This window comes from Solibacillus sp. R5-41, from assembly GCF_002736105.1.
GTDB lineage: Bacteria > Bacillota > Bacilli > Bacillales_A > Planococcaceae > Solibacillus.
The window spans coordinates 3,793,643-3,819,325 of the sequence record NZ_CP024123.1 but is presented as its reverse complement, the minus strand read 5'-3'; the positions used below and the strand labels follow the sequence as shown (position 1 = coordinate 3,819,325).

At 36.9% G+C, this 25,683-nt stretch carries 22 protein-coding genes; 15 read left to right on the top strand and 7 right to left on the bottom strand.

What is annotated here, in order from left to right; genetic code table 11:
* Nucleotides 1–228 precede the first annotated feature (228 nt).
* Together CSE16_RS18960 and CSE16_RS18955 are read left to right on the top strand one after the other, a co-directional pair.
* Nucleotides 229–588, top strand: coding sequence for a hypothetical protein (locus CSE16_RS18960; protein WP_099425319.1), 360 nt, complete (start codon nt 229–231; stop codon nt 586–588).
* 99 nt (nt 589–687) lie between these two features.
* Nucleotides 688–1,473, top strand: a complete 786-nt coding sequence (locus CSE16_RS18955; protein WP_099425318.1) for an IclR family transcriptional regulator — start codon at nt 688–690, stop codon at nt 1,471–1,473.
* Between the two features lie 15 nt (nt 1,474–1,488).
* On the opposite strand, the gene CSE16_RS18950 is transcribed toward CSE16_RS18955, so the two are convergent.
* A complete protein-coding gene (locus CSE16_RS18950; protein ID WP_099425317.1) occupies nt 1,489–2,487 on the bottom strand; it encodes a 5-oxoprolinase subunit C family protein in 999 nt (332 codons plus the stop codon).
* Nucleotides 2,478–3,218, bottom strand: coding sequence for a 5-oxoprolinase subunit PxpB (gene pxpB, locus CSE16_RS18945; protein WP_099425316.1), 741 nt, complete (start codon nt 3,216–3,218; stop codon nt 2,478–2,480). The genes CSE16_RS18950 and pxpB overlap by 10 nt, the downstream gene beginning before the upstream one ends.
* A 274-nt stretch (nt 3,219–3,492) precedes the next feature.
* Here pxpB and pxpA point away from each other — a divergent pair, with 274 nt between their 5' ends.
* The 5 genes from pxpA (at nt 3,493) to CSE16_RS18925 (ending at nt 8,477) form a co-directional block, all read left to right on the top strand.
* Entirely contained in the window at nt 3,493–4,269 is a 777-nt protein-coding gene (pxpA, locus tag CSE16_RS18940) for a 5-oxoprolinase subunit PxpA (protein ID WP_099425315.1), read from the top strand.
* Complete coding sequence (locus tag CSE16_RS18935; protein WP_099425314.1) at nt 4,259–5,512, top strand: NRAMP family divalent metal transporter; 1,254 nt, start codon at nt 4,259–4,261, stop codon at nt 5,510–5,512. The genes pxpA and CSE16_RS18935 overlap by 11 nt, the downstream gene beginning before the upstream one ends.
* A gap of 67 nt (nt 5,513–5,579) precedes the next feature.
* Nucleotides 5,580–6,371 carry a putative hydro-lyase gene (locus CSE16_RS18930; RefSeq protein WP_099425313.1) on the top strand — a complete coding sequence of 264 codons (792 nt, stop codon included), beginning with the start codon at nt 5,580–5,582 and terminating at the stop codon, nt 6,369–6,371.
* A 377-nt stretch (nt 6,372–6,748) separates the two neighbouring features.
* Nucleotides 6,749–7,063 carry a hypothetical protein gene (locus tag CSE16_RS21980; RefSeq protein WP_253896122.1) on the top strand — a complete coding sequence of 105 codons (315 nt, stop codon included), beginning with the start codon at nt 6,749–6,751 and terminating at the stop codon, nt 7,061–7,063.
* Nucleotides 7,044–8,477, top strand: a complete 1,434-nt coding sequence (locus tag CSE16_RS18925) for a methyl-accepting chemotaxis protein (RefSeq protein ID WP_253896121.1) — start codon at nt 7,044–7,046, stop codon at nt 8,475–8,477. Before CSE16_RS21980 ends, CSE16_RS18925 begins: the two co-directional genes overlap by 20 nt.
* 125 nt (nt 8,478–8,602) lie before the next feature.
* On the opposite strand, the gene CSE16_RS18920 is transcribed toward CSE16_RS18925, so the two are convergent.
* Entirely contained in the window at nt 8,603–9,487 is an 885-nt protein-coding gene (locus tag CSE16_RS18920) for a patatin-like phospholipase family protein (RefSeq protein ID WP_099425312.1), read from the bottom strand.
* 178 nt (nt 9,488–9,665) lie between these two features.
* The gene (locus CSE16_RS18915) at nt 9,666–10,094 is read right to left on the bottom strand and encodes a MarR family winged helix-turn-helix transcriptional regulator (protein WP_099425311.1); all 429 of its coding nucleotides are present in this window, start codon (nt 10,092–10,094) and stop codon (nt 9,666–9,668) included.
* Nucleotides 10,095–10,212: 118 nt separating this feature from the next.
* Between CSE16_RS18915 and CSE16_RS18910 the strand changes: the two genes are divergently transcribed.
* Nucleotides 10,213–10,800 (top strand): NAD(P)H-dependent oxidoreductase, encoded by a 588-nt coding sequence (locus CSE16_RS18910; protein ID WP_099425310.1) that lies wholly within the window; start codon nt 10,213–10,215, stop codon nt 10,798–10,800.
* Between the two features lie 448 nt (nt 10,801–11,248).
* On the opposite strand, the gene CSE16_RS18905 is transcribed toward CSE16_RS18910, so the two are convergent.
* Together CSE16_RS18905 and CSE16_RS18900 are read right to left on the bottom strand one after the other, a co-directional pair.
* Nucleotides 11,249–11,485 (bottom strand): DUF1540 domain-containing protein, encoded by a 237-nt coding sequence (locus CSE16_RS18905; protein ID WP_099425309.1) that lies wholly within the window; start codon nt 11,483–11,485, stop codon nt 11,249–11,251.
* A 167-nt stretch (nt 11,486–11,652) separates the two neighbouring features.
* The gene (locus CSE16_RS18900) at nt 11,653–13,719 is read right to left on the bottom strand and encodes a S9 family peptidase (RefSeq protein WP_099425308.1); all 2,067 of its coding nucleotides are present in this window, start codon (nt 13,717–13,719) and stop codon (nt 11,653–11,655) included.
* 258 nt (nt 13,720–13,977) lie between these two features.
* On the opposite strand from CSE16_RS18900, the gene CSE16_RS18895 reads away from it, so the two are divergent.
* Together CSE16_RS18895 and CSE16_RS18890 are read left to right on the top strand one after the other, a co-directional pair.
* Nucleotides 13,978–14,664, top strand: coding sequence for a response regulator transcription factor (locus CSE16_RS18895; RefSeq protein ID WP_099425307.1), 687 nt, complete (start codon nt 13,978–13,980; stop codon nt 14,662–14,664).
* Complete coding sequence (locus CSE16_RS18890; RefSeq protein WP_216641124.1) at nt 14,651–16,702, top strand: HAMP domain-containing sensor histidine kinase; 2,052 nt, start codon at nt 14,651–14,653, stop codon at nt 16,700–16,702. The genes CSE16_RS18895 and CSE16_RS18890 overlap by 14 nt, the downstream gene beginning before the upstream one ends.
* Nucleotides 16,703–17,370: 668 nt before the next feature.
* On the opposite strand, the gene hpaB is transcribed toward CSE16_RS18890, so the two are convergent.
* Nucleotides 17,371–18,822, bottom strand: a complete 1,452-nt coding sequence (gene hpaB, locus CSE16_RS18885; RefSeq protein ID WP_099425305.1) for a 4-hydroxyphenylacetate 3-monooxygenase, oxygenase component — start codon at nt 18,820–18,822, stop codon at nt 17,371–17,373.
* Between the two features lie 735 nt (nt 18,823–19,557).
* On the opposite strand from hpaB, the gene CSE16_RS18880 reads away from it, so the two are divergent.
* The 5 genes from CSE16_RS18880 to CSE16_RS18855 all read left to right on the top strand — a co-directional run bounded on the left by CSE16_RS18880 (nt 19,558) and on the right by CSE16_RS18855 (nt 25,630).
* On the top strand, nt 19,558–20,124 hold the full coding sequence (locus CSE16_RS18880) for a DUF4256 domain-containing protein (protein WP_099425304.1): 567 nt from the start codon (nt 19,558–19,560) through the stop codon (nt 20,122–20,124).
* Nucleotides 20,125–20,385: 261 nt separating this feature from the next.
* Nucleotides 20,386–21,663: an MFS transporter gene (locus CSE16_RS18875; protein WP_099425303.1), complete on the top strand. Its 1,278-nt coding sequence runs from the start codon at nt 20,386–20,388 to the stop codon at nt 21,661–21,663.
* A gap of 150 nt (nt 21,664–21,813) precedes the next feature.
* Nucleotides 21,814–23,358 (top strand): catalase, encoded by a 1,545-nt coding sequence (locus tag CSE16_RS18870; RefSeq protein WP_099425302.1) that lies wholly within the window; start codon nt 21,814–21,816, stop codon nt 23,356–23,358.
* Nucleotides 23,359–23,650: 292 nt separating this feature from the next.
* The gene (locus tag CSE16_RS18865; RefSeq protein ID WP_099425301.1) at nt 23,651–24,166 is read left to right on the top strand and encodes a YehS family protein; all 516 of its coding nucleotides are present in this window, start codon (nt 23,651–23,653) and stop codon (nt 24,164–24,166) included.
* Nucleotides 24,167–24,580: 414 nt separating this feature from the next.
* Complete coding sequence (locus CSE16_RS18855) at nt 24,581–25,630, top strand: LLM class flavin-dependent oxidoreductase (protein WP_099425299.1); 1,050 nt, start codon at nt 24,581–24,583, stop codon at nt 25,628–25,630.
* The last annotated feature ends 53 nt before the right edge of the window (nt 25,631–25,683 follow it).

Below are 25,683 nucleotides of genomic sequence, written 5' to 3'. Positions count from 1 at the left end.
ATTTTTTATCAAGTTAAGAAAATCATGTAAAAGCTCCATTAAATTAGCTCCTCAACATTATATGTTAGAAAGAAAAAAAGGACCCTTCACTTAGGCATCCGTAAGTTAAACAATTGCTTTTCCCCCATTGCAAATCATCACATCCATATCTCCCAATATACAAGCTATACAAAAACAGTGAGTTATTAGGTATAATTAAAAATTGAAAATGAAAGACGAGGTTCGTATATGAAGACAGTTAGCCAAGAAACACAAAAGTTGTCTATTAATTCCTTGGAATCAACTTTAAATAAGCTTTCTAATGCTTTTAAAAGCATGACCGAAAAGGGTTCAAATACAACACTTGTCAAAAAGAGGCGAGACGCCATAAAAGTTGGTTTGAAAAGTCTTATAGAAGTTTGGGATGGAGGAGATTTCCCCTATGACGAAGAAATCATTTTGACTTCTAAAGATGTTTTGCAAAGTATCATTCCATCAATCGAAAAACAGTTAGCAAAGGCAAAGGAAGGCAGCGCTCAAAAAACATTAAATGAACGTCGATTAATTGCGATTAAACTGGCAATCAAATCCTTAGAGAACCGCCTTTAATCAACTTTGCAAAGTGTTCCAATTTGGCTGAAATTAGAGGTATATTGCCTATTAAAGCCGATAAATTAAAGCTTGTAACGAAAGGAAGACAAACCTGAATTGACAAATAAAAATAAAACGGTTGTCCGCTCAATGGACATCTTAAATCTATTTATCGATCATACAGAACTGTCATTTCAAGAAGTAATTGAATTATCAGGAATCCCTAAAACGACTGCATTCCGCATGCTAAAATCATTAGAGGAAATGGAGTTGTTAGAAAAGGGAACTGATGCAAAGTATAGGTTGGGTATTCTATTCCTAAAATTTGGACACTTAGTTTCCATGCGTTTAGATGTACGGAAAATTGCATATCCGATTATGAATGAGATACATAATGATACAAAAGAAGCAATTAATTTAATTGTGCGTGATGGTGACGAAGCCATTTATATCGAGAAAGTGGATTCGAAGCAAAAAGTTCGCCTTTATACAGCAATAGGTAGAAAAAGTCCTCTTTATGCAGGGGCATGCTCTCGTGCTGTCTTGTCTTTTTTACCAGACAGTGAAATAAAGGAATATCTTGAATCAATCGAACTTACACCATTTGCAAAGGGAACGATTACCGATAAGGAAGAGCTTTATGAAGCAATTGTACATGCAAGAAAACATGGTTATACAATTAGCCATTCAGAATTAGAAAATTATACATCCGCTATTGCAGCGCCGATTTTCGATCATAAAGGTGAAGTCATTGCAGCTATGAGTATCGCAGGTTTAGAAGCCAATTATCGAGAGGGCAATGCTGAAATCTTCGTTGAGAAACTAAAAAAGGCCACAACTGAAATATCTAGACAATTGGGTTATGAGCATATTAAAAAAACGGGGCGTCTCAAATTCAATTGAGACGCCCTATTTTACTCACAGTTGATGTAATCTTTTTATACGTAGCCCAAATGCCAAGTCATTCATTTCTTTCTCTTGATGTATTAATGCCCACTGCGCTTCTTCAAGTGTAACCTCTTTAAAAAATACCTGACCATTTGCTTGCATTTGTGCTAAGGATGGTAAATCGGCAGAAATGACTTGTCCTATTTTAGGATAGCCACCAGTCGTTTGACGATCAGCCATTAAAATAATGGGTTGGCCATTAGAAGGTACTTGAATTGTTCCAAACGTAACCCCTTCAGATAATAATTCAAACGGCTCTTTTAATTGGACATTTTCTCCTGCCAATCGATAGCCCATTCGATCGGAGTGTGTTGAGATTGTGTAAGGCGTTGAAAAGAATTTTTTTAAACATTCTTCATCAAACCGCTCATATTCAGAGCCTCTGATGATACGGATTGTTTGCGTTTTTTTGAATGTAACAAAGGGTGTGTAATGAACTGACCAAGAAAGGTAAGAGGTTTTCTTTTGTAATAGATTAAAAAGATCCTCGCCTGATTCTGTTCGTGTATTGCATTCAAAAACATCATTCTTTTGCAGTTTTCTTCCTTGAAAGCCTCCAATGCCAGCGCGTATGTAGGTACTCTTACTGCCCATCACTTCAGGTATTTGAATGCCACCGCTAAATGATACATAAGCGCGGCTACCGCTAATCGCAGCATTAAATTTTAAAACCGATCCTTTTCGAATTAGAAGAGGTTGCCACATTGGAACTTCCTTTCCATCTAATGTCGGTTGTAGATTCCCACCTGTAATTGCAACTAGTTCATCACTTTCAAATAAGAGGCTAGTTCCGAAAAGTGTAACCTCTAGAGCGCCTTCTCCTTCAGCATTCCCAACGAGTAGATTGGCAATTCGTAAGGAATTTGAATCCATTGCTCCTCCTACGATAACGCCATACTTCTGCAGTCCATATCTTCCTAAGTCTTGAATGGTTGCCAGCATACCTGGCTGCAATACCTTTACTCCCATGTTTTCATCTCCCAATCTTTCGTATAGTCTTCCAATGAAATGGGGACAAATTGAATACGATCACCTGGTTGCAATAAGGTCGGAGGGGATTGTTCTGGTAGAAATAAACGGGATGGTGTTCTTCCGATAATCTGCCAACCCCCTGGTGTTTCTAATGGGTAGATTCCTGTTTGACTACCTGCGATTCCAACAGATCCAGGTGCAATTGCCAAACGTGGTGATTCTTTTCGTGGTGTTGCAATTTGTTTGTCCATCCCGCCCATAAAAGGAAAACCTGGAGCAAAGCCCAACATGTAGACAAGGTATTCCGCGGAAGAGTGGATTTTAATAACTTCACTAGGTGTTAAACCATTATAAGATGCTACAAATTCTAAGTCTGGTCCCATCTCACCACCATATGCTACAGGTATCTTTACTAAACGTTCCTTCGCCATTTCAACGATGTGAGATTGGTTCATTAAGGACAGGATTTTTACTTTCACATTTTCGTAAGGCGTTTGAACACCTTTTTCTAAATTTGAAAAATATACATCAATGGGGTTGTAGTAAACCGTCACACTGTTATAGGCAGGCACAGCTTCAATAAAACCTCTAAATGGATTTTTTTCTAATAAATTTAATATCGTTTTTACTTTTGTATGCGTAACCTCATTGATTCCTTCACCCATTTGAATCACAAGTGCAGAATCGCTCAGAGGTCTTATTTGTACAGATATTGTTAAATTTGACATGGAACCAACCTCCTTAAGTTTCGTATTTCGGTATTAAGGTTTTAAATTACGGATTATAAATATTATATTTTAATAATAAACAAAAACAAGCAGAATGTTAGTAAAAATGAAAAAATTATATTATTTCTTAAAATTTGAAATTATTCCTTTCCTACAATAATAAAATATGCTAAAATTTTTTTACAATTCAAAACTTAAGTTCCGAATGTCGGTACCGAATAATTGGAAACGTATTCATTATCGTGCGATTGTGAAAAGAAAGTGGGGGAACAAGATGTTTCGTGTTGATTTAAACTGTGATCTAGGCGAAAGCTTTGGTCGTTATCAACTTGGAGAACAAGAAGAAATTTTAAAATATGTAACATCTGCTAATGTTGCTTGTGGTTTTCATGGTGGAGATCCAACGGTTATGCGTGAAACTGTAAATCTAGCCATTGCTAATGGTGTGAAAATTGGGGCACACCCTGGATTACCGGATTTAATTGGCTTTGGGCGACGTGAGATGAATATCTCTGCACAGGAAGCTTATGATATGGTCGTATATCAAGTTGGAGCATTGCAAGGTTTTTTATCAATTCACAATGAAACGATGCAGCATGTTAAGCCACATGGAGCGCTTTATAATATGGCGGCTAAAGATCCAGCAATTGCAGAGGCCATCGCACAAGCCGTGTATGATATTTCACCTTCAATTGTGTTATTTGGTTTGTCAGGTAGTGAGTTAACGAAAGCCGGAGAAAAAATTGGGCTTCAAACAGCTCATGAAGTGTTTGCAGATCGTACTTATCAGCAGGATGGTTCGTTAACGTTTCGTAAACAATCGGATGCATTGATTACGGATAACGGACAAGCTGTCGGGCAAGTTGTGAAAATGGTGAAAGAAGGTAAAGTACTGTCACAGCAGCAAATCGAAGTCGCTTTACGAGCAGATACTGTTTGTATTCATGGAGACGGGGAACACGCTGTAGAGTTTGCGAAAGAGATTCATGCAAAATTAATGGAACAACAAATATCAGTATGTGCAATCAAGGAGGAACTAAATGGAAGCTAATAAAATCAAAGTGAGCAAAGAAGAGCTCGAGCAAAAGAAAAAAAATAAGTTTGCGAAAAAGACAGCAAGTAAAAGTGTATTACTAGGCGCAGCATTTTTAATGGCTACGTCATCTATCGGACCAGGTTTTTTAACACAAACAACGATATTTACACAGCAATTAGCCGCTAGTTTTGGATTTGTCATTTTAATTTCTTTAATTTTAGATATTGTCGCACAGGTTAATGTTTGGCGAATCATTGCTGTTTCTGGCTTACGTGGACAAGAGATTGCCAATAAGGTATTGCCAGGGTTAGGTGTTGTCCTTGCCATCATGATCGTTATTGGTGGTTTAGCATTCAATATTGGGAACGTTGCTGGAGCTGGTCTAGGATTAAATGCCATGATTGGTTTAGATCCGATTACCGGAGCAGTCGTAAGTGCATTGTTTGCTATATTTATCTTTGTTTATAAAGAAGCAGGGAAGGTAATGGACAAAGTAGCACAAATAGCTGGCGGTATTATGATTTTACTTATGGTATTTGTTGCTTTTAAAACTTCACCACCTGTAGGGGAAGCGATTGCGAGTACGTTTATGCCGCAAGAAATTAGCTGGTTTGCAATCGTGACGTTGGTCGGTGGATCAGTTGGCGGATACATTATGTTTGCTGGTGGTCACCGTTTGTTGGATGCAGGCATTAAAGGTCAAGAATCTTTGCCAGAAGTAACAAAAAGCTCTGTAACAGGGATTTTGATTACAGGAGTTATGCGTATTGCATTATTTTTAGCGGTACTAGGCGTGGTATCACAAGGTTTAGCTATTGACCCGGAAAACCCACCTGCATCTGTATTCCAACTTGCTGCTGGTGATATCGGTTATCGCATGTTCGGTATGATTATGTGGGCGGCAGCGATTACTTCTGTCGTAGGTGCGGCTTATACATCCGTTTCATTTATTCGTTCATTCCATCCAAAGATTGAAAAATATCATAACTGGGTGATTATCGCATTTATCATTGTTTCAACAACAACTTTTGCCTTCATCGGACAGCCTGTAAATGTGTTAATTATTGTTGGGGCATTAAATGCACTGATTCTGCCATTAGCACTTAGTATTATTTTAATTGCAGCGCATAAAAAAGACATTGTGGGTACATATAAGCACCCTCGTTGGTTAACTGTGACGGGTATAATCGTCATCGTTCTTATGGGCTATTTGAGCGTAATTACACTAACAGAACAAATGCAAAAATTATTTGGTTAATGCCTCCGGTAGGATGTCACAGATTTTGAATTGTGCCGAGGGATAATAGAAAAGGAGGAAATTGGCGATGACTTTATATAGCACTTTAGAGCCAAATGAAATTCGACAACTTATTCGCAATCAAGAGATTACTGAACCGACTTCTGGTATGTCGATTGGATTTACACAAGCGAATTTAGTGATTTTGAAAAAAGAACATGCCTTTGACTTTCTTCTTTTCTGTCAGCGGAATCCAAAACAGTGTCCACTATTAGACGTGACAGAACCGGGATCGTTTATACCTTCTACAATTGCGAAGAATGCAGATATTCGCAAAGATATTCCGAAATATCGTATATATCGTGATGGTATTTTTACAGAGGAAGTACTAGATGTTACAGATTATTGGGAAGACGATATGGTTGGATTTTCAATTGGTTGTAGCTTTACATTTGAAACTCCGTTGCATGAAGCAGGTATTCCGATTCGGCATATTCAAGAAAATTGTAATGTGCCAATGTATAAAACGAATATTCCATGTGTTAAGGCAGGTATGTTTGAGGGACCAACTGTTGTCAGTATGCGCCCAATGACACCAGAAAATGCAATCCGTGCAATCCAAATTACCTCTCGCTTTCCGAACGTACACGGTGCACCGATACATATCGGTAATCCAGAACAAATTGGGATTAAGGATATTTCAAAACCGGATTTCGGTGATGCAGTGTCAATTAAGCCTGGAGAAATACCAGTATTCTGGGCTTGTGGCGTAACACCACAAGCGGTGGCGATGGAAAGTAAACCTGCTATCATGATTACACATGCACCAGGTCATATGCTAATTACGGATATAAAGGAAACAAGTTTAAGTATTCTTTAAAATATATTTTGTTTTCATAAGTAAGCGACAATTAATGCCTACCTAATTATATAGGTGGGCATTAATTGTCATTTGAGATTCTACTATTATAAGGTGATAAAAGATTGATTCTTCGCCATATTAATACCGTAATCCGTTTTGTAGAATGATAACCGATATGGCTGATTGGTTACTTTTAGATTGTTTTTTTTGAGTTGATTTATCGTGATGTAGTCTAATGGTTTTGTTTATTGTTTTTAAAATAAGGACTATTGACTATATTTTGAAGTTATGCTAATTTTAAGGTTCGTATTAGAGTGCCTGTGTATTTTAAAAAGCCTATTTTCTTTAGAAATAGGCTTTTTATATTTGAATGAAAATGGAAGGAGAAATGGATTGTGAAGTTTTTAAAAAATGCATCTTTAAAGTACAAACTGTTACTGACAGTTTCTATAGTTGTGTTTGCGCTTATCGTTGGCATCACAACAGCAAATATTAATGAGTTGGACAACCAAATGAATATGGACCTTGAACAAGAGATGGAAAGTGTTGGTTTACTAACAGCTATGAATTTGGATAGTAATGAGATAAAGGAATTATTAGCGACTACAGGTGAAGATAATGCCAATTTCCAAAAGGTTCAAAATCAATTAAATAAAATATTAGAAGAACAGGGTATTATGAGTTGGAGTTATGGAAGATGGGGGGATTAATCCTATCGGGTATACAACCAACCTGAATGAGATTTTCGAGGTGGGAGAAGTACTTTCGGATCTTGCTCCTGAACATGTAGAAACGGCTGAGCTTGCCATTAAAAATAATCAGACTGAAGTAACAGATATTTATGAAGATCAGTTTGGTATATGGAGATCTGTTTATAGTCCGATTAAAGATGAAAATGGCGAAATGATTGCACTATTGGGAATTGATTATTCAGCGGAATATATCGATACTATCATTAAAGCCAGTGTCTACAAACAGATTGCCATGGCAGCAATTGGGCTTGTCGTGTTATTAGTTCTACTGTACATAGTTATTGACCGTCTTCTGAAGCCACTTGAAAAATTAGTAAGTGTAGCAGATCAAGTAGCAAACGGAGAATTGAATAATATCGATTTAAAAATTACACAGGATGAAATAGGGAAGTTATCACAATCGATTAAAATGATGGTTTCTAATTTACAACACGTTATTTTAAATATCCGAAATACATCTAATCATGTTTCTTCAGCAGCAAATCAACTTACAGTCAATGCAACTGAGTCATATGACAGTTCAACACATATTGCGAATGGTATGGAGCAAATTACTCGAAATGCGGAAACCTCATTAGTAATTACGGAGGAAACAGTTGCTGCAATGGAAGAAACTGCATTTGGTATACAACAAATTGCTGAATCGGCAAATACAGCGGCCGAGTCGTCTGTTTCTGCTTCTAAAGCTTCCGAACAAGGGGATAAAGTTGTTCAACAAGTGATTGCGCAAATGCATTTAATTAATGAATCTGTTGAACAAATTGGTAAAACAATTAATGGTTTACATGTAAATACTAATAAAATTAGCGACATTGTGAGTATTATTACAGCAATAGCCGACCAAACAAACTTATTGGCGCTAAATGCGGCTATTGAAGCGGCAAGAGCTGGCGAACATGGTAAAGGCTTTGCAGTAGTTGCAGATGAAGTAAGAAAATTAGCCGAACAATCATCACAATCGGCAACAGAAATCTACAATCTTATTAGCACAATACAATCGGATTCGAACGCATCCATCGTGGTGATGGAAAAAGGTAAAGATGATGTGAAGGTTGGAATGGATTTCACGAATGAAGTAGGGGTAATATTTAAAGAAATACTTACTTCATCAGAAGAAGTGGCAAATCAAATTCGTGAAATTTCAGCAACATCTCAACAAATATCAGCTTCTTCAGAGGAGGTAGCTGCGTCTGTTACGAACATTAAGAAAGCATCCGAACAATCTTCGCAATTTTCGTCAAGTGTATCGCAATCTACTCAGCAACAACTGTCAACAATGCTAGAAGTAAAAGAAGCTTCTACTTCGTTAGGACAAACAGCAGAGGAATTGCAAGCGCTTGTCGCAAAATTTAAATTGGACAATGATCTTTGATAGGGCGATGCTATAGGCTATCGTATTAACTTATTGGGGATCTGACTTACAAAGAGGAAATAATAAATAGAAAAAAGACGAGTAACTATTCATAATAGCTGCTCGTCTTTTTTGTATGTTTAACATTACCAAATTGGTGACCATGTTTTTAAAAATTGAATGGTCCTTTCTTTACCAATGCTAATTAATTTTTTCTTCGTTTCTTCATTCATATCAAATTGCGTGGCACTATACTTTTCGACCGGAATAAAAATGATATTCTTCTCATGCCTTCGTGAAATATAGCGATTGTCATGCGCATCTTTCATTGTTGAAAACAGGGCTTCAAATAGCTGAATGGCATTATTGATTTTATGTGGCGGCATTTCTTCACTGGAACTGCTTAACTTCATACCGAGAACGGGCCTCACTTGCTTGTGATTATCATAAATCCAGAGGGGGAAATTGCTTAGTACTCCACCGTCCACAATGACACATTCTTCCTTGCCATTTTTTAAATAAACGGGCTCAAAGAAAAACGGCAGGCCACAGCTCATGCGCAGTGCACGGGAAACCGGAAATGTACTGCCATCAATGCCATAGTTCTTTAAATCATCTGGCAATACAAGAATTCGACCGTTTGTTAAATCGGAAGCAATGAGCTTTAATGAACCTTTTGGTAAATCACCAAAGGAACGTATGCCTTTTGTTGCTAATTTTTGATGGAACCATTTCTCCAACGTTTTCCCTCGATACATCCCAAATCGCATATATAAATTAATCCACTTTAAAAACGGGAAGCCAATCCATAATTTCGGTGGGTCGAGCAATACTTGCAAATTTAGCTCATCAAAAATTTCCTCTAGCTCTTTGGCATTAAAGCCTGCTGCGATAAAGGCTGCCAAAATAGCACCAGCACTCGTACCAGCAACGCGTCTAAATTGTATTCCGCGTTGCTCTAGCACCTGTATTGCCCCTACGTAAGCAAACCCTTTAATGCCACCGCCAGAGAACACCCCGTCAACAATCATTTGTTCTCCCCTTTATCGCTTTTATACACTGTAAGAATAAAAGGAAGTATTTAGAACTGAAAATAGGTAAGTTTTGGGATGCCGACGAATCCTCGCGATGCTCCATTATTTAAAAGTATATTTGTTATAAATAATCAACATTCATTTGAGGGAGTAATTATTCTGGGATTTATTTCTATTAATAAAATAATTTTGTCTGAAGAATTTCTAGTGCACGGTTTATTTCCTCTATATCATCTTTCGAGGCATTTTGTATTCGAGCTTGAAAACGAGATTCTATAGTTGCAAAGGCTTCTTTCATCATGGTTTCTCCTTCATTCGAAAGACGTATATAGTGTTTTCGTCGATCCTCGGTATCACCTATTTTTTCAATTAATCCTTTTTCAATTAGCTTTCGAAGTTCACGACTGGTATTAGGCATAGACATATGTTGACAATCGCTAATCTCGCTTGGTGTCACAGACTGACTGACTGTGACATATTCAAGAATATTATATTGAATGGGTGTTATTGAATCCGCTTTGGCATTTTGTGATAATTCCTGTGTCACACGATGAACGGAAGTTGTAAATGACACAAGTTTAGTAAAAAGAGCTTTTTCGTCCATTTCTCTCACCTCTTACTGAAAGATAACAAATATATTATCACAATACAATTATCATTTGACAACTAAAAATAAAGAATGGTAAACTTTTGTTATCAAATGATAAGTAAAGGGGTGCTTTATGAAAACGCTAGTTGTTTACACATATCCAAATCATAAAAGCTTAAATTATTCTTTTTTACAGCAAGTCATTAAAGGGAGTAATGAAAATCCTAACATTAAGGAGTTACAAGTCGTAGATTTATATGAGGAGGATTTTAATCCTATCCTCGTCTTTAATGAACATAAACGAAGACGTGATATGCATACAGATCCTTATCTTGAAAAGTATAGAGAGCAAATTAAATGGGCGGAAAAAATTGTTTTTATTTATCCAATTTGGTGGGGAAGACCTCCAGCGATGCTTATGGGATACATAGACCAACTATTTGCTTCTGATTTTGCATATAAGGATAAGAAAGGGCTTTTCCCAGAAGGGCTTTTGAAAGAAAAGTCAGTTGTATGTGTATCTACTATGAAGGGTCCTACATACTATCCGCTTCTCTGGTTGAATAATACTCATAAAGTTTTGATGAAAAGAGCTTTATTTAATTTTGTAGGTATTAAGAAAGTAAAGTTCTTTGAATTTGGTAATATGGAAAGTCCACGGGGAAGCCAAATAAAGAAATTAGAAAAAGTATATGATTATTTTAAAAAAGTGGGTAATTAAGTAAAGCGTTTGCAACTTTTAAATGATTAAAAATGATACTACATTTAGTTAAATTACGGAGAACCGTATCATAAGCGCGGTCTATAATTATTGCTAAAGTGATTATGTAAATAAAATACAAATCCTATTTCTAAATGAACTTGAGTCATTCATTGTAAAAAAAAGACCCGGAATTTAAATTCCGGGTTTGATTACCACTTACTTTGAATACTCCATGACACACTGCCTCGCTTTCGCATTGAATCTTAAGAATTTCCTAAGAAAACATTGCTTTAGCTTCACTCAGTATTGATGGTCCTTCTGAGTTATTGATCATTCGCACTCATCGGGTTAACCCTCCTAGTCATTTAGATTCGAAGTGAAATCTTTAATAGTATAGGTCATATTCTATTTTTTATACATGTGTCGGTAATTATTTTTTTTTAAACTTGATAATAAACATTCTTCATTATTTAGAGCGATAATTTAAATCCTTTTTTGGTCTGAATGTTTTACAGCACGTATTTGTAGAATTCAATACGTCCCCTAATTCAGCCTGGAAATCAAAATCAGAAGCAAACTCTGTCCGGGCATTTTTGTTCACTTGATAATCCATATCAATTTCAATTTTCTCAGCATTACAAACATTCCCTGGTGCATGATAAAAACAATGAGACACAGTACATTTTACCTCTAAAGTTGTCATAACTTTCCTCCTCTTCAATAGGATAAAATTTGAAAAATACAAAATAAGAATGGAGTATTTCCTGTCCTTTTTAATATTCCTCATATTTAATCTTGCCCAATTGAAGGAGTTTTATTTCTACATTGAAGTTAATTATTTTTAATAACAAACCAATTAAAGGAAAAATTTCATTTTAAAATTGCCGAATCCACCTTCACACCAAGCCTATCAAGAATAAATGCATAACATTCAGCAGCCTCTTTCAAGTGGTTAAAGCGGCCTGATGCCCCAAAGTGACCGGCACCCATATTTGTTTTGAGCACGAGCGTATTGTTATCCGTTTTCATGGTGCGTAAACGTGCAACCCATTTTGCTGGTTCCCAATAAGCAACACGCGGATCATTTAACCCCGTTGTAACATACATGTGGGGGTAATCCTTTGCTTCTACATTATCGTAAGGGCTATAAGATTTTATATAGAAGTAATCCTCCTGTTTTTTTGGATTGCCCCATTCATCCCATTCAAGTGTCGTAAGAGGGATTGTTTCATCGAGCATCGTTGTAACGACATCTACAAACGGCACATCAGGCACAATCACTTGGAATAACTCGCCGGCCATATTTGCTACTGCACCTACAAGTAAACCGCCCGCACTACCACCACGAGCCGCCATTTTGCTTGGAGTCGTGTAGCCTATTTCAATCAAATATTTAGCGGTTGCAATAAAATCAGTAAAGGTGTTGCGCTTATATTGCATTTTTCCGTTTTGATACCATGTGCGTCCCATTTCAGATCCCCCGCGTACTTGTGCCGTTACAAATACAGCCCCTTTATCTAATAAAGGAAGACGATACGGACTAAAAGACGGGTCACTGCTGTAACCGTATGAACCATAGCCAGATAAAATTAATGGTGCAGGTCCAGAATTTAGCGCCCCTTCTTTATAAACGACCATCAACGGAATTTTTACGCCATCTTCTGCTTCTGCCCATAATTGCTCTTGGCGATAACAAGAAACATCATACACTCCACTAACAGGAGCTACTTGTAAACATTTTTTTTCACGTGTTATTAAATTAAGTCCGTAAGTTGTTTTCGGTGTAAGTAACGATTCATATTGTATTAACACTTCTTCTGTATCGTAGCTTTGTCCATCTAAAATAGACAATGTATATAGAGGCTCATCCCATTGTAATTGCTCTAACTTACCGTCTTGAAGCATCCAAATTTGTGTTAATCCATCCTTGCGCCCTAAAAGAAGTAGCTTATTTTCAAATGGATACATTGCTTGAAGGAAGCAATTTTCATCGTACTCCATGACATTTTCTCGTGCATTGAAATCATTTAAAGGACAACGAAGCAGCGTAAAGTTCATCGCATTTTCGTTTGTAAGGATGAGTAAATCCTCACCCCAATGCTCCACATCATATTCAATTCCTTCACGTCGCGTATCGAACAGCTGTAAAGGAGATAACGGTGAATTGGCATCTAATAGTCGAATTTCAGTTGTCGTGCTGGACCTTGAGTAAATCATAATGAATTTGTTGCTTTGTGTTTTTGCGATGAATAATGTAAACGTCGCATCTTGTTCCTCGTAAAGTAGTTCATCGTTCGTTACGTCACTTCCTAAACGGTGGCGCCATAGTCGGTACGGTCGTTGAAGCTCATCAACAGTCACGTAAAAAATAAATTGTCCGCAGCTGCTCCATTCAATACTGCTATATAAATATACATTTGAAATTTGATCCGGTAGAAGTGCACCAGTTTCCAAATTTTTTATGTAGATTGTATAGCGATCAGAGCCATCTCGATTTTCTAAATAAGCTAATTGCGTTTGCTTGTTATTTAGGCGGCGCACTGTCACGCTTAAATAGTCGTCAGCAGTAGCTAATTCATTTAAATCAAGTATGACTTTCTCGGCTGTGTGTGGCAAAAGTTCACGACTTGCTGCTTCTTTACGAGCATAAATAGGATACTGCTTTTCCTTTTCCAAGCGAGAGTAGTAGAAAAATGGCCCGTGCTGCACTGGCACATTGATTTCGGAGTCGGGTACACGGTCTACCATGCTCTCATAAATTTGCTCCGTTTGTTTTTCAAGTGGTTTCATAACTTCATTGTAATATTGATTTTCTTCCTCTAAATAATGGATGATTTCTGGATTTGTGCGTTCTTTAAGCCAATAATAATCATCCTCACGTACATCGCCATGTATTTCATGTAAATAAGGAATGCGTTTTGCTACAGGTGTTTTCATAATAATTCCCCTTTCTATATACAATATAACTTCGTGGAATTGGTATTAAATCCCTCTTTATTTTTGCAACGGAACCATCTGCCCTTATTACAAACACAAAATCATCTATTCGGTATAATAAGATTTACCTAGAAAAAACACTAAGAAAATCTTAAGAATTGATGTGTGTGTTTGTTAAGATTTAATTAGTATCATAACCTTATACGAATCCTATAGGGGTGATCATATGAGCCTAAAGAGATGGAGGAGTGAATGTAGTTGAACATTTTAATTTGTGATGATGATAAAGAAATTGTAAGGGCGATTAGCATTTATTTAGAAAATGAAGGATATCAAGTATTCAAAGCGTACAATGGTTTAGAGGCAATCGATCTTATTCGAGATCAAGTAATTCACCTCATTATTATGGATATAATGATGCCAAAAATGGACGGCATTACGGCAACGATGAAAATTCGGCAAGATAATATGATTCCGTTAATTATGCTTTCTGCTAACTCGGAGGATCATGATAAAATTCTCGGATTAAATATTGGGGCAGATGATTATATGGCCAAGCCATTTAACCCGTTAGAACTGATGGCTAGAGTGAAGTCGCAGCTAAGAAGGTATACGACATTTGGCAGTCTTGAGGTAAGTAGTCATGTATTTCAATCGGGTGGGCTCACGATTAATGATGAACAGAAAATCATTACGGTTGATAATGCTGAGGTTCATTTAACACCCGTGCAGTATAAAATTGTAAAGCTCCTCACTGCAAATGCTGGGAGAGTGTTCACAATTGAAGAGATTTATGAAAAGGTATGGAATGAAAGGGCCGTCAATCCGGAAAATACGGTGGCGGTTCATATTCGAAAGATCCGAGAAAAAATTGAAATTAATCCGAAAGAGCCGAAGTATTTAAAAGTTGTATGGGGAGTTGGGTATAAAGTTGAGAAATATTAGTCATGCACTTATTACGAAAGTGATTGTGTTTCTATTTGCTGTCGTTTGTATAACCGGTACAGTGAAGACAATTATTGATATGGAAGTAAATGAGGTTCATCTTAGTAGTATAAATCAAAAAAATTACTTTGAAAGCCGAGCGTTCGCAGATGAAAGTTACCGCATTATTTCACCTTTAGCGCAATTAATCGGAAAATATAAAAGTGAAGAACATATTTTAAGTGGTAAGACACTAACTGAAGAAGAGATTAGAGAAATTGAAGGTAATTTATATAATGAATTTCGTTATTCATACAAATATAATGACAATTTGAGTGAAAAGGAAAATACTCGTATATATCAAGAAAATTATGCAGATGACATCAATCGTAAAAAAGCTGAAAACATGAAAGAGCAAGTAAGGGAATTTTACAGGTTACTCAGCACACTAAAAGCAAATAAAGGAATCATCTATTATGCGAGTAACGGTGAACAAGTATTTTCTAATAGTGGATTCAATAAAAAACAGCAATTTGAGGAGTATAATACGTATATGCTATTTGAGGACTATCAACAAAAGATTGTCCCAATTGAAGCGAAAGAAAATCGCTACTTTAGCTACTTTACGCATGAAGTTGAAAGGCTGAATCCACAAACGGATGTAATTTATGTGGCGTATAAAGAACCTTACTTAAAACAAAAAACACAAGAATGGGAAAAGAATAAAGCAATTTCTAAACGCTTACTTAATGAATTTCTTGTATATGTAGCAGGATTTATTTTATCAATGATTTATTTAATCATAGTTATTGGTAGAACATCCTTTAAAGATAAAGAAGTTCATTTAAATGTTATGGATAAACTATATAATGACCTCAATATTATAATTGTCGTTAGTTTAACTTCGATGTGGATAGCGATGATTATTGATGTGTTCCACGATATGTACATGCTTCTTACAGTACCTATTTTTAGCATTGCCTTACTGTTGATTTTATCGCTAATAAAGCATATTAAAAATAGAACACTGCTTAAGCATACGCTCATCTATCAAATTTTCAAAAAGATTTTTCTTTCAGTGAAAAATGTCTTTGATAGTGGCAGTACTGGTATAAAAGTTGTACTACTTGTTATTGGCTATCCAGTAGTTGTTGCGGCAACGTTTTTTATATTTCCGATTACCATTGGTTTAGTGGCTTGGTTTGCGTTGAAAAAGGTGAAGTCGTTTAACCACATTAAAGAAGGCGTAGAGCAAATTAAAAATGGAAATCTCCATCATCGAATTGAATTAGACGGAAAAGGGGAATTTAGCCAACTGGCATCAAATATTAATAGCATTACCGATGGGTTAAAAATGTCGGTGGATAGTGAGATTAAGAGCGAGCGTTTAAAAACAGAGCTCATTACAAATGTTTCTCATGATATTAGAACGCCATTAACGTCAATCATTACGTATGTCGATTTATTAAAAATTGAAAATGACCCAGAAAAAGTTGCAGAATATATTGATGTGTTAGATCAAAAATCGAAAAGATTAAAGCATTTAACGGATGACTTATTTGAAGCGGCTAAAGCATCCAGTGGAAGTATGCCTGTTCAGATAGAGCGAATTGACATCGTTTCATTGCTAACACAAGGAATAGGGGAAATGGATGAAAAAATCGAAGCATCGGCATTAGATTTTAAATTAGCCTACCCAACAGAAAAGGTATATGTGAAGGCAGATGGTAAATTACTATGGCGCTCTATCGAAAACTTATTCTCAAACATTTTTAAATACGCACAGCCTGCATCAAGGGTATATATTGATGTTGAAGATTTAGAGAATGAAATACGCGTCACATTTAAAAATATATCAGCATATGAATTAAATATTTCAGCTGATGAGCTAATGGAACGATTTAAACGAGGGGATGAATCGAGAACTAGTCAAGGTAGCGGATTAGGGTTGTCGATTGCTGAAAGCCTTATCAACATCCAGCGCGGAAAGTTCAGTGTCCAAGTAGATGGCGATTTATTTAAGGCGATGATTTATTTACCGAAATTTCCAAATGAATAATGTAGAGAAGGAATAGGATGTGAGTGTCCTATTCTTTTTCTATGTGTAGCATAATCTGTACCTGGTGCACAAACAATTTAGAACGGATTCCTATTAGTGGGATTCGTTTTTGATTAGACAAAATTATTAAAACTCCTCATTATGCCTAGGTTTGAAGAACTAGTTGAAATCAGCGATGATGAATTAAGTACAATGCAAAGTTTAGTTCAAGCAGCAAAAAGTCTTCGAGATTTAAAAATTGATGAAGAATATTTTTGCTAATTCAAGGTGATGAAACTATCAGGAATTTATAGATGTACATATAATGCACCTAAATTGAAGTAGCAGTTGTTAAATTACCATCGAAATAATTTAAACTTTTATAGCACCAAATTCAGTGTGAGTTTCTTCTGAATTTGGTGCTAACTATTTTTTAACTCTATTACTAAAATCTGAGCAAAGCTTTCTTAAGTAAAGAATTGAATGGCGACTTTAGGTCATTCATGATTATATGCTTCAGTTCTTTTTCACGAACAACCACAAGAACGATTACTCGAAAAATTTAAGAGTGTCGAGTACTTTACCCAAAAGAATATAGCACATGGCAATTGAAAATTATCCAAGGGCTATAGCGCTCGGCTATTTTTTATTAGTGTATTTCTCAAGATTGTGTAAACAACAAATTTCTATTACTCTCTCTTTTTAAGATTTAACAAATTATTAACTACCTCTACAAATTCTTTTTTGGGGTAAGTTTTATATAAATCACTTGATAAGCGAATTGGATCGCCAAAAAAATACCTCTCATATTGCATTTGTCTCGTTCCAAATGAACTCATTGTTAAATCCCAGGCTAAACGGAATATTTTTACTCGTTCCTCTGCTGTTTTACTTGCTCCTTGGAGATATTGATCTAAATCTGCTCTAATAGCAGAATGAAATGCCTTTTCCGTTGGCAATGTTATCATTCCGCTAGCGCCAATTAATTGGATAATTTCAATGAAACGAGGATAGATTTTCGGGAAAATGTTACCGGCAACCTTCAGTGATATAATATCAGGGCGCATATAACCCCATTCATCTAGTGCTGCGTCATTCTCCGATTTTTCTAACAATGATTTCATTGTTTCTAAACCAATGATGATTTCCGACATCTTTTCTTGTATATGTTGATACTCACTAACGTTGATCGTTTCTATAAGAAGCTCAGCAACACCTAAAATAAATTCTGTTTTTACTATTTGTCTAGTCAACACTTGATGTTTAGCAAAATGGTGAAAAGAGCTTTGAATTGGAAAATTTTCAGCTACTTCATCGTTCTTATAATAAAATACTCGCTCCCACGGAACTAATACATTGTCAAAAACGACAAGTGAATCTATCTCTTCGTATCTTGAACTTAACGGATGATTAAAGGAAGAGTCTCCACCAATAAATGTATCCCTACAAATAAATTTTAACCCTTTCGTATTTGAGGGGATGGCAAATGCAAAAGCTTCATCTTCATTAAAAAGAAAGCTACCAACACTAAATACAAATACCTCATCGGTTAAACCACCTTGTGTAGCTAAAAGACGTGCGCCTTTTATCACGATGCCTTCTTCATTTTCAGCAATAACCTTCGCTGCGATTGGCTCTTCCGTATTTTCAAAATAAATTTGAGAGCGGTTCACTTGTGGGGCGATAAATGTATGTGTAAGAGATAAATCATTTTCTCTGGCCAATTCAAAAAATGCTTGAAGATTATCTGGAAAACAGTTCTCTTTACCCTTTAATAAGGATACTGAAGAGGCAAAGCTCATTAAAACAGAGTTCAAATAGTCAGGGCTTCTTCCTAAAACACCACCCGTATACCTTGCCCAATGCTCCATCATCTTCCGTCTTTTCAATAAGTCCTCTTTTGTTTTTGGTTGTAAATAGGAAAGTCCAATAGGTGCCCCTGAAACCGGTGATATGAAAGTCATTTCATCTTTTATTTTTGGGTCATGTTGCAAATCATAAAGAGAAGCTTTTGTCTGAATAAGCCCCTTAAAAGTGGGATGTTCAGACAGCAATCCTTCAACTTTTCTACCGTCAACCCAGATTTCATTATTTAACTGATTTAATCGGTTAATATAATCTTCGCCATTAATAGCCCCCATGTGTCCACTCCTAAAATAAATTTGGGATTTCATGGAAATGTAAGGTTAGTTCGTTCAGTCCTTTATTTACTAGTCTTAATCAGGTATGTGCAATTATAGGTTCCAAATAAAAAAGTACTACCCGTATTTCCATATATACGCAATATATGTAAAGGTCGTCACTAAATTAACATAATATGAAATTAAAAAGAGACCAACCAAAAAAGAAAAATCTTGCAGAGTCGACTGATTATTATTTTTAAGTAACAAAAGAAATGGCAGATGTTAAGCTAACAGGTGTACGAGCGTTTATAGGAATAGATGGTTCTGGATTTTTAGGTATATCAATAGTCGGTAAAATCAATAATCTATCTGGTAACGCTCCATTATTAGTACTCAATTAAATCTCTGCTATTTGGGGTGGTGGAGGTAGTTTAATTCCTCTGGTACCCATTCCAGCTATATTTATGGTTTAAGCTTTATAAGACTAAATTTTTACGTACACAATCTAAATCCTTCTAGATTATCAATACTAAAAATATTAAAGTCGAAATGAAATCGATGTTAAAAGATTATGAATTTCTAAGCAGACCTTGGTTCACCTGTTCTTAGAAACAAACATCTTGCAACAAATAGCTCAAGGTAATGTCATTCCTTATACGGATATGATATAAATTATATATTATAGGATTACTGAATACGCAAGATCAAGTAAGGGATTAAAAATAATTTTATATATATTATTGGAGGTTTCGTATGAGAAACGAAAACAGGAAATTATCACAGGAACAACAGGAAGAAATACTTAACCTATTGAAAGGTCGTTTTGAGAAAAATATGAATCGCCATCCAGAGCTTGAATGGGTAAACGTTCAAGAAAAACTGGAAGCAAATCCTGAAAAACTGTGGTCTCTATTTGAAATGGAAAGAACGGAAGGCGAACCGGATGTCGTTTTCTTTGATGAACAAACAGGGGAATACGTCTTTTATGATTGTTCAGCGGAAAGTCCTAAAGGCCGTAGAAGTGTTTGTTATGACCGTGAAGCATTAGAATCAAGAAAGCAACACAAACCACAAACGAGTGCAATGGATATGGTGACAGATATGGGAATTGAAATCTTAACAGAAGAACAATACCGGGCGCTACAAAATCTTGGGGAATTTGATAAGAAAACATCTAGTTGGGTGGATACACCATCGGACATTAGAAAACTAGGTGGTGCGATTTTCTGTGACCGCCGCTATAACAAAGTCTTTGTATACCATAATGGAGCAGATTCCTACTATGCTGCTAGGGGCTTTCGTGGCTCGCTAAAAGTATAAGAATGCATTAATGGACGTACAATCAAGGTAATCTATATAGAAGTTGATGGTAGTCTTTATCTTAAAGTTGTTAAAAAGAAATAAGAGTAAGAAGAGGGTGTCCGAAAAGTTTTCGGACATCCTCTATTTCTTTAATTTGGGTGAAGATAAAATGCATTTATATTGTAAAAGCGAATAAGCCTCTTTACAAATGCACATTTCGTATATATCCAACGATAATTTTCATATATATATTGTAAAAGCACATAGGGGTGGTAATCACTGGACAAACGAAATAGCAAATATAGATGGATTGTATTTGTATCGGTGTTATTTACTTATTTGTTAATGGCGAGCCAACGAACTGCTCCAGGATTAATAACTGAACAGCTAATGAGAGATTTTCATGTAGCAGCTTCAACGATTGGATTATTAACAAGTATCCAATTTTTTGTTTACACAAGTTTGCAAATTCCAATGGGGATTTTAGCTGACCGCTATGGGCCGAACTTTTTTCTTATTATTGGGGCTACGCTTACAGGTTTAGGTACAATTATTTATAGTTTTGGGACTCATGAATTTGTTCTGTTTTTTGCTAGAATACTAACAGGTATCGGGGATGCGACCATATGGGTTAATATGGTGCTCATTTTGGCACAATGGTTTCATACGAAGGAATTTGTTCGGTTAATCGGTTTAGCAGGAATGACAGGAAGTCTAGGCTTCTTATTGGCAACAGTCCCTTTTTCCGCATGGATCGATTTACTCGGTTGGAGGGTAGCGTTTTTCACAGCGGGCTTCCTATTATGTTGCTGTGGCGTACTTCTATATTTTGTACTTATTAAAAAACCACAGCGCATCTCTTTCGTTGAACAAGAGGTGGTAACGCATAATGTACAACGAGAAAATACAGTTGCTTTACTCCGAAGAATTTTTTCGAACCGGCAAGCATGGGCCTTATTTTTTTGTCACTTTGGTGTAGTCGGTGGTTATGTTGGTTTTATTAGTTCTTGGGCTGTACCATATGGGATGAACATGTATGAAATGACACGTTCTGAAGCAAGTCAGCTCATTATGATTGGTTTAATCGGGGCACTAATTGGAGCGCCTCTATTCGGTTGGATTTCTAGTCAGTTAGAAATGATAAAAAGACCGTATATTGTTGTGCAAATGACTGTTTTAATCGGATGGTTTACGTTTCTTTTATATAAAGGGCAGCCAACTCCTTATTTGCTCATCATTCTTTTCTTTATAATAGGGATTGGTTACGGGGCAAGTGCGTTATCGTTTGCAGCTGTACGTAAATCTTTCTCACTGAAAGATTCTGGCATTGTTTCGGGTTTTGTAAATACAGGTGGATTTTTAAGTGCTGTGTTGTTACCGATTATTTTTGGATTAATTTTGGATTATTTTCAATCTACTTCAGGTAATTTAGTAGATGGATACTATTATAGTTTCATCACGCCAGTTCTCTTTTCAATAATGGGCTTGATCGGTATCATTTCTTATAAGGAAAAGCTTCAGGAAACAGAGGATAAAACGAACATCCATACATCTTAATTAGCATAATGATTTTGCCAAAATGGATTCCTGTTAAGGAATTCGTTTTTTTTTGAAAATAGAAGTGACAGCAATTGGAATCTTACTAAATGCAAGTTGTATAACCCCCTTCCAAATTGCCTATGTTTACAAAAAAAGGAGTGAGTGAGTATGGAAGAGGAAATTTTAACGAATGGACAAGGACATCCGATAACAAACAATCAACAACTAAGATCTGTTGGTAATCGAGGCCCTGCCACATTAGAAAATTATGATTTTATTGAAAAGATTAGTCACTTTGATAGAGAGCGTATCCCGGAGCGTGTCGTTCATGCGAGGGGTGCGGGAGCCCATGGTTTTTTTGAGGCTTATGGAACTTTAGAAGGTGAGCCGATTTCAAACTACACGAGAGCAAAGTTATTTCAAGAAAAGGGCAAGAAAACGCCTGTATTTGTACGGTTTTCAAGTGTTATTCATGGCGGACATTCGCCGGAAACATTACGTGATCCGCGCGGGTTTGCGGTTAAGTTTTATACTGAAGACGGCAACTGGGATTTAGTAGGTAATAATTTGAAAATTTTTTTCATTCGAGATGCGATGAAGTTTCCTGATATGATCCATGCATTTAAACCAGACCCTATTACGAACCGACAAGATGCAGAACGATTTTTTGATTTTTGTGCAGCTTCTCCGGAAAGCTTTCATATGGTGACTTTAGTTTATTCGCCTTGGGGAATTCCTGCAAATTACCGTATGATGCAAGGTTCAGGGGTAAATACGTATAAATGGGTCAATGCGCAAGGAAAAGCAGTGCTTGTTAAATATCATTGGGAACCGAAGCAAGGGATTCACAACTTAACGCAGCAACAGGCACAAGAAATTCAAGGCAAAAATTTTAATCATGCCACGCAAGATTTGTATGAAGCGATTGAACAAGGGGATTATCCAGAGTGGGAGTTATTCGTACAACTAATGGAAGACGGTCCACATCCAGAGCTCGATTTTGACCCACTTGATGATACGAAACTTTGGCCAAAAGAGTTATTTCCTTGGAAAGCAGTTGGCAAAATGACACTAAACAAAAACCCCGAAGATTATTTTGCAGAAGTAGAGCAAGCTGCTTTTGGGACAGGGGTTCTTGTGGATGGTCTCGATTTTTCCGATGATAAAATGTTACAAGGTCGTACATTTAGTTATTCTGATACGCAACGACACCGTGTAGGGACGAATTATTTACAATTGCCTATTAATGCACCGAAAAAACAAGTTGCCACAAATCAACGCGGTGGCCAAATGCAATATAAAGTACAAACAAATAAAAATCCCCATATTAATTATGAACCTTCTTTGTTAGGGGGGCTTAAAGAAGCACCGCAAGCTGGAAAGGACCATACACCATTTGTTGAAGGGCATCTCGTACGCGCGCCACTTGACCGAACGAATGACACGAAACAAGCTGGTGAAACGTATCGAGAATTTGAAAAGTGGGAGCAAGACGATTTAATTTTGAATTTAACGACCGATTTAGCAAAATGCTCTCCAACAATTCAAGAAACGATGCTTCGTTATGCCGAGCAAGCAGATGTTGACTATGGTAGACGTTTACGAGAGAATTTGAAGACAAGTAGTGAAAATACCGGACCTCTTGGCAATGCAACAAGTGATGAAGGTGTTCAGCAAGCAACTGACGAGAGTAGAGAAACTGGACCACTGTAAGGAAAAAAGTATGTGATTATCAATTACGCGTTGGCGTAATTGCGTCCAAATTTTTTTCGAGTTGTTCGAAAAACTCCTCTAAAAATCTGTGATATCCGCCGGGAGCTTTAGGCCAACAGGATGTTGGTTACTCAGGCGTTGACGCAGTACGCGGCGTTCTTAGCCAGAGTTCCCCTATTCAATTGGCGTTTGGACGCCAACTGAATGAAGATAAAAAATCCTATGGTGCAAGCTAACATTCGCAGCATAACCTCTGTTATAATATGTGGTAGTAGAAGTGTGGAGGTTTGTAATGGATAATAATGATATTTTAATTCGCGTGCGTTATGCAATGGATTTAAAAAATAGAGAAATGGTTGAAATATTTGGATTAGGCGGCGTAACGGTAAAGCCTGAGGATATGCCAAAAATATTAACGAAGTCTTTAGAAAAAGATGAGGAAATTCCGGCTGATTATGAGCAAGTGAAGGTGAATCACAAAACACTGGAAGCATTTTTCAATGGGCTTATTACGCTGAAGCGCGGTCCGATGCCTAAAAAAGAAGGGCAAGTTACTCCAGTACAGGAAAAGCCAGATCATGTAAATAACATGGTACTGAAAAAGCTCAAAGTTGCTTGTCAACTGACAACAGAAGAGATGCTTGATGTTCTAGATGAGGGCGGAATTGCTGTTTCTAAAGGAGAGCTAGGTGCCATAATGCGTAAGCCTGGTCATCGTAATTATAAAGAATGTGGCGATAATTTTGCGCGTAAATTTATTAAAGGGTTATCTGTTCGATACCGTGGTAAAAAAGACGGAACAGTGTAAGTAAAGAATAATGCAATTAACATAACGTAAATCAAAAACCCATGATTCCAGCATTTGCCGGAATAGTGGGTTTTTTGCAAGCAATAACGCCTCGGCGTAATTGCGTCCAAATTTTTTTCGAGCTTGTTCGAAAAACTCCTAAAAATTTGTGATATCCGCCGGGAGCTTTAGGCCAACACGATGTCGGACACTCAGGCGTTGTCACAGGACGCGACGGTTTTAGCCTTTGCTCCTCCAGCTTAGCCTGATTTCCCCTATTCAGCCGGGGTTTGAATCCCACAGAATTAAGATTATACTTGGGCATTCATCCCCCACTTTTAGAAGTGGAAACGTCTGCTGAAGCAAGTTAAAAAGCTAATACTTTTAATTCGAGATAAATTCGATGTATGATATATGTAAAAGGAGCGATGTAGGATGGAATTAGGAATTACAACGTTTGTAGAAACGACGAAAAATGCAGTGAATGGAGGAACGATCCCACATGATGTCCGTATTCGAGAGGTAGTTGAGGAAATTGTATTAGCGGATCAAGTAGGGCTTGATGTATTTGGCGTTGGTGAGCATCATCGTGAGGATTTTGCAGCATCTGCTCCAGAAATGATTTTAGCAGCAGCGGCATCGCAAACGAAAAATATTCGATTAACTAGTGCTGTAACGGTTTTATCATCTGCGGATCCTGTACGAGTATTTCAAAATTTTTCAACATTAGACGCCATTTCAAATGGGCGAGCAGAAATTATGGCTGGGCGCGGTTCATTTATCGAGTCTTTCCCGCTATTTGGCTACGATTTAGACGATTATAATGAATTATTCGATGAAAAATTAGAACTGCTATTAGAACTTTGTAAAAATGAAGTGGTCAATTGGCAAGGGAAGCACCGCGCATCAATCGAAAATTTACAAGTGTTCCCACGCTCTGTTCAAAATCCATTACCTGTGACCATTGCAAGTGGAGGTACGCCTCAATCTGCTGTTCGTGCAGGACTATTAGGATTGCCACTCGTGCTGGCGATTATTGGAGGAAGTCCATTGCAGTTTGCACCGTTAGTAGAATACTATAAACGCGCAGCAATAAAGGCAGGACATGATGTGAACAAGCTGAAAATTGCCTCTCATTCACATGGTTTTATTGCACAAACAAATGAACAAGCAAGAGAGAAATTTTATCCTTCTACTGCGCTTGTTATGAATCAATTAGCAAAAGAGCGCGGCTGGGGCCCCTATTCCCGTCATACATTTGATTCGATGTCTGAGTTAGAAGGCGCACTATATGTTGGTGACCCGGAAACAGTAGCAGAAAAAATTATTTTCCTGAGAAAGCATGTCGGTATAGATCGTTTTATGATTCACATGCCAGTCGGTTCGATGCCACATGACGATGTAATGCGTGCAATTGAGTTATTTGGTAAGGAAGTTGCGCCAATTGTCCGTGTAGAAGTAGCGAAATTAGAGCGTGAACAGTAAGTCGCTTCCTTCCTTTTTCCATCAGAAATTTGATACAATGAGTAGTATTGTTA

What these genes read in the sequence shown, in the direction of transcription:
- CSE16_RS18960 (WP_099425319.1), top strand. Translation starts at nt 229, where the DNA reads ATGAAGACAGTTAGCCAAGAAACACAAAAGTTGTCTATTAATTCCTTG.
- CSE16_RS18950 (WP_099425317.1), bottom strand. Translation starts at nt 2,487, where the DNA reads ATGGGAGTAAAGGTATTGCAGCCAGGTATGCTGGCAACCATTCAAGAC.
- pxpB (WP_099425316.1), bottom strand. Translation starts at nt 3,218, where the DNA reads ATGTCAAATTTAACAATATCTGTACAAATAAGACCTCTGAGCGATTCT.
- pxpA (WP_099425315.1), top strand. Translation starts at nt 3,493, where the DNA reads ATGTTTCGTGTTGATTTAAACTGTGATCTAGGCGAAAGCTTTGGTCGT.
- CSE16_RS18935 (WP_099425314.1), top strand. Translation starts at nt 4,259, where the DNA reads ATGGAAGCTAATAAAATCAAAGTGAGCAAAGAAGAGCTCGAGCAAAAG.
- CSE16_RS18930 (WP_099425313.1), top strand. Translation starts at nt 5,580, where the DNA reads ATGACTTTATATAGCACTTTAGAGCCAAATGAAATTCGACAACTTATT.
- CSE16_RS18925 (WP_253896121.1), top strand. Translation starts at nt 7,044, where the DNA reads ATGGAAGATGGGGGGATTAATCCTATCGGGTATACAACCAACCTGAAT.
- CSE16_RS18920 (WP_099425312.1), bottom strand. Translation starts at nt 9,487, where the DNA reads ATGATTGTTGACGGGGTGTTCTCTGGCGGTGGCATTAAAGGGTTTGCT.
- CSE16_RS18915 (WP_099425311.1), bottom strand. Translation starts at nt 10,094, where the DNA reads ATGGACGAAAAAGCTCTTTTTACTAAACTTGTGTCATTTACAACTTCC.
- CSE16_RS18910 (WP_099425310.1), top strand. Translation starts at nt 10,213, where the DNA reads ATGAAAACGCTAGTTGTTTACACATATCCAAATCATAAAAGCTTAAAT.
- CSE16_RS18905 (WP_099425309.1), bottom strand. Translation starts at nt 11,485, where the DNA reads ATGACAACTTTAGAGGTAAAATGTACTGTGTCTCATTGTTTTTATCAT.
- CSE16_RS18900 (WP_099425308.1), bottom strand. Translation starts at nt 13,719, where the DNA reads ATGAAAACACCTGTAGCAAAACGCATTCCTTATTTACATGAAATACAT.
- hpaB (WP_099425305.1), bottom strand. Translation starts at nt 18,822, where the DNA reads ATGGGGGCTATTAATGGCGAAGATTATATTAACCGATTAAATCAGTTA.
- CSE16_RS18880 (WP_099425304.1), top strand. Translation starts at nt 19,558, where the DNA reads ATGAGAAACGAAAACAGGAAATTATCACAGGAACAACAGGAAGAAATA.
- CSE16_RS18870 (WP_099425302.1), top strand. Translation starts at nt 21,814, where the DNA reads ATGGAAGAGGAAATTTTAACGAATGGACAAGGACATCCGATAACAAAC.
- CSE16_RS18865 (WP_099425301.1), top strand. Translation starts at nt 23,651, where the DNA reads ATGGATAATAATGATATTTTAATTCGCGTGCGTTATGCAATGGATTTA.
- CSE16_RS18855 (WP_099425299.1), top strand. Translation starts at nt 24,581, where the DNA reads ATGGAATTAGGAATTACAACGTTTGTAGAAACGACGAAAAATGCAGTG.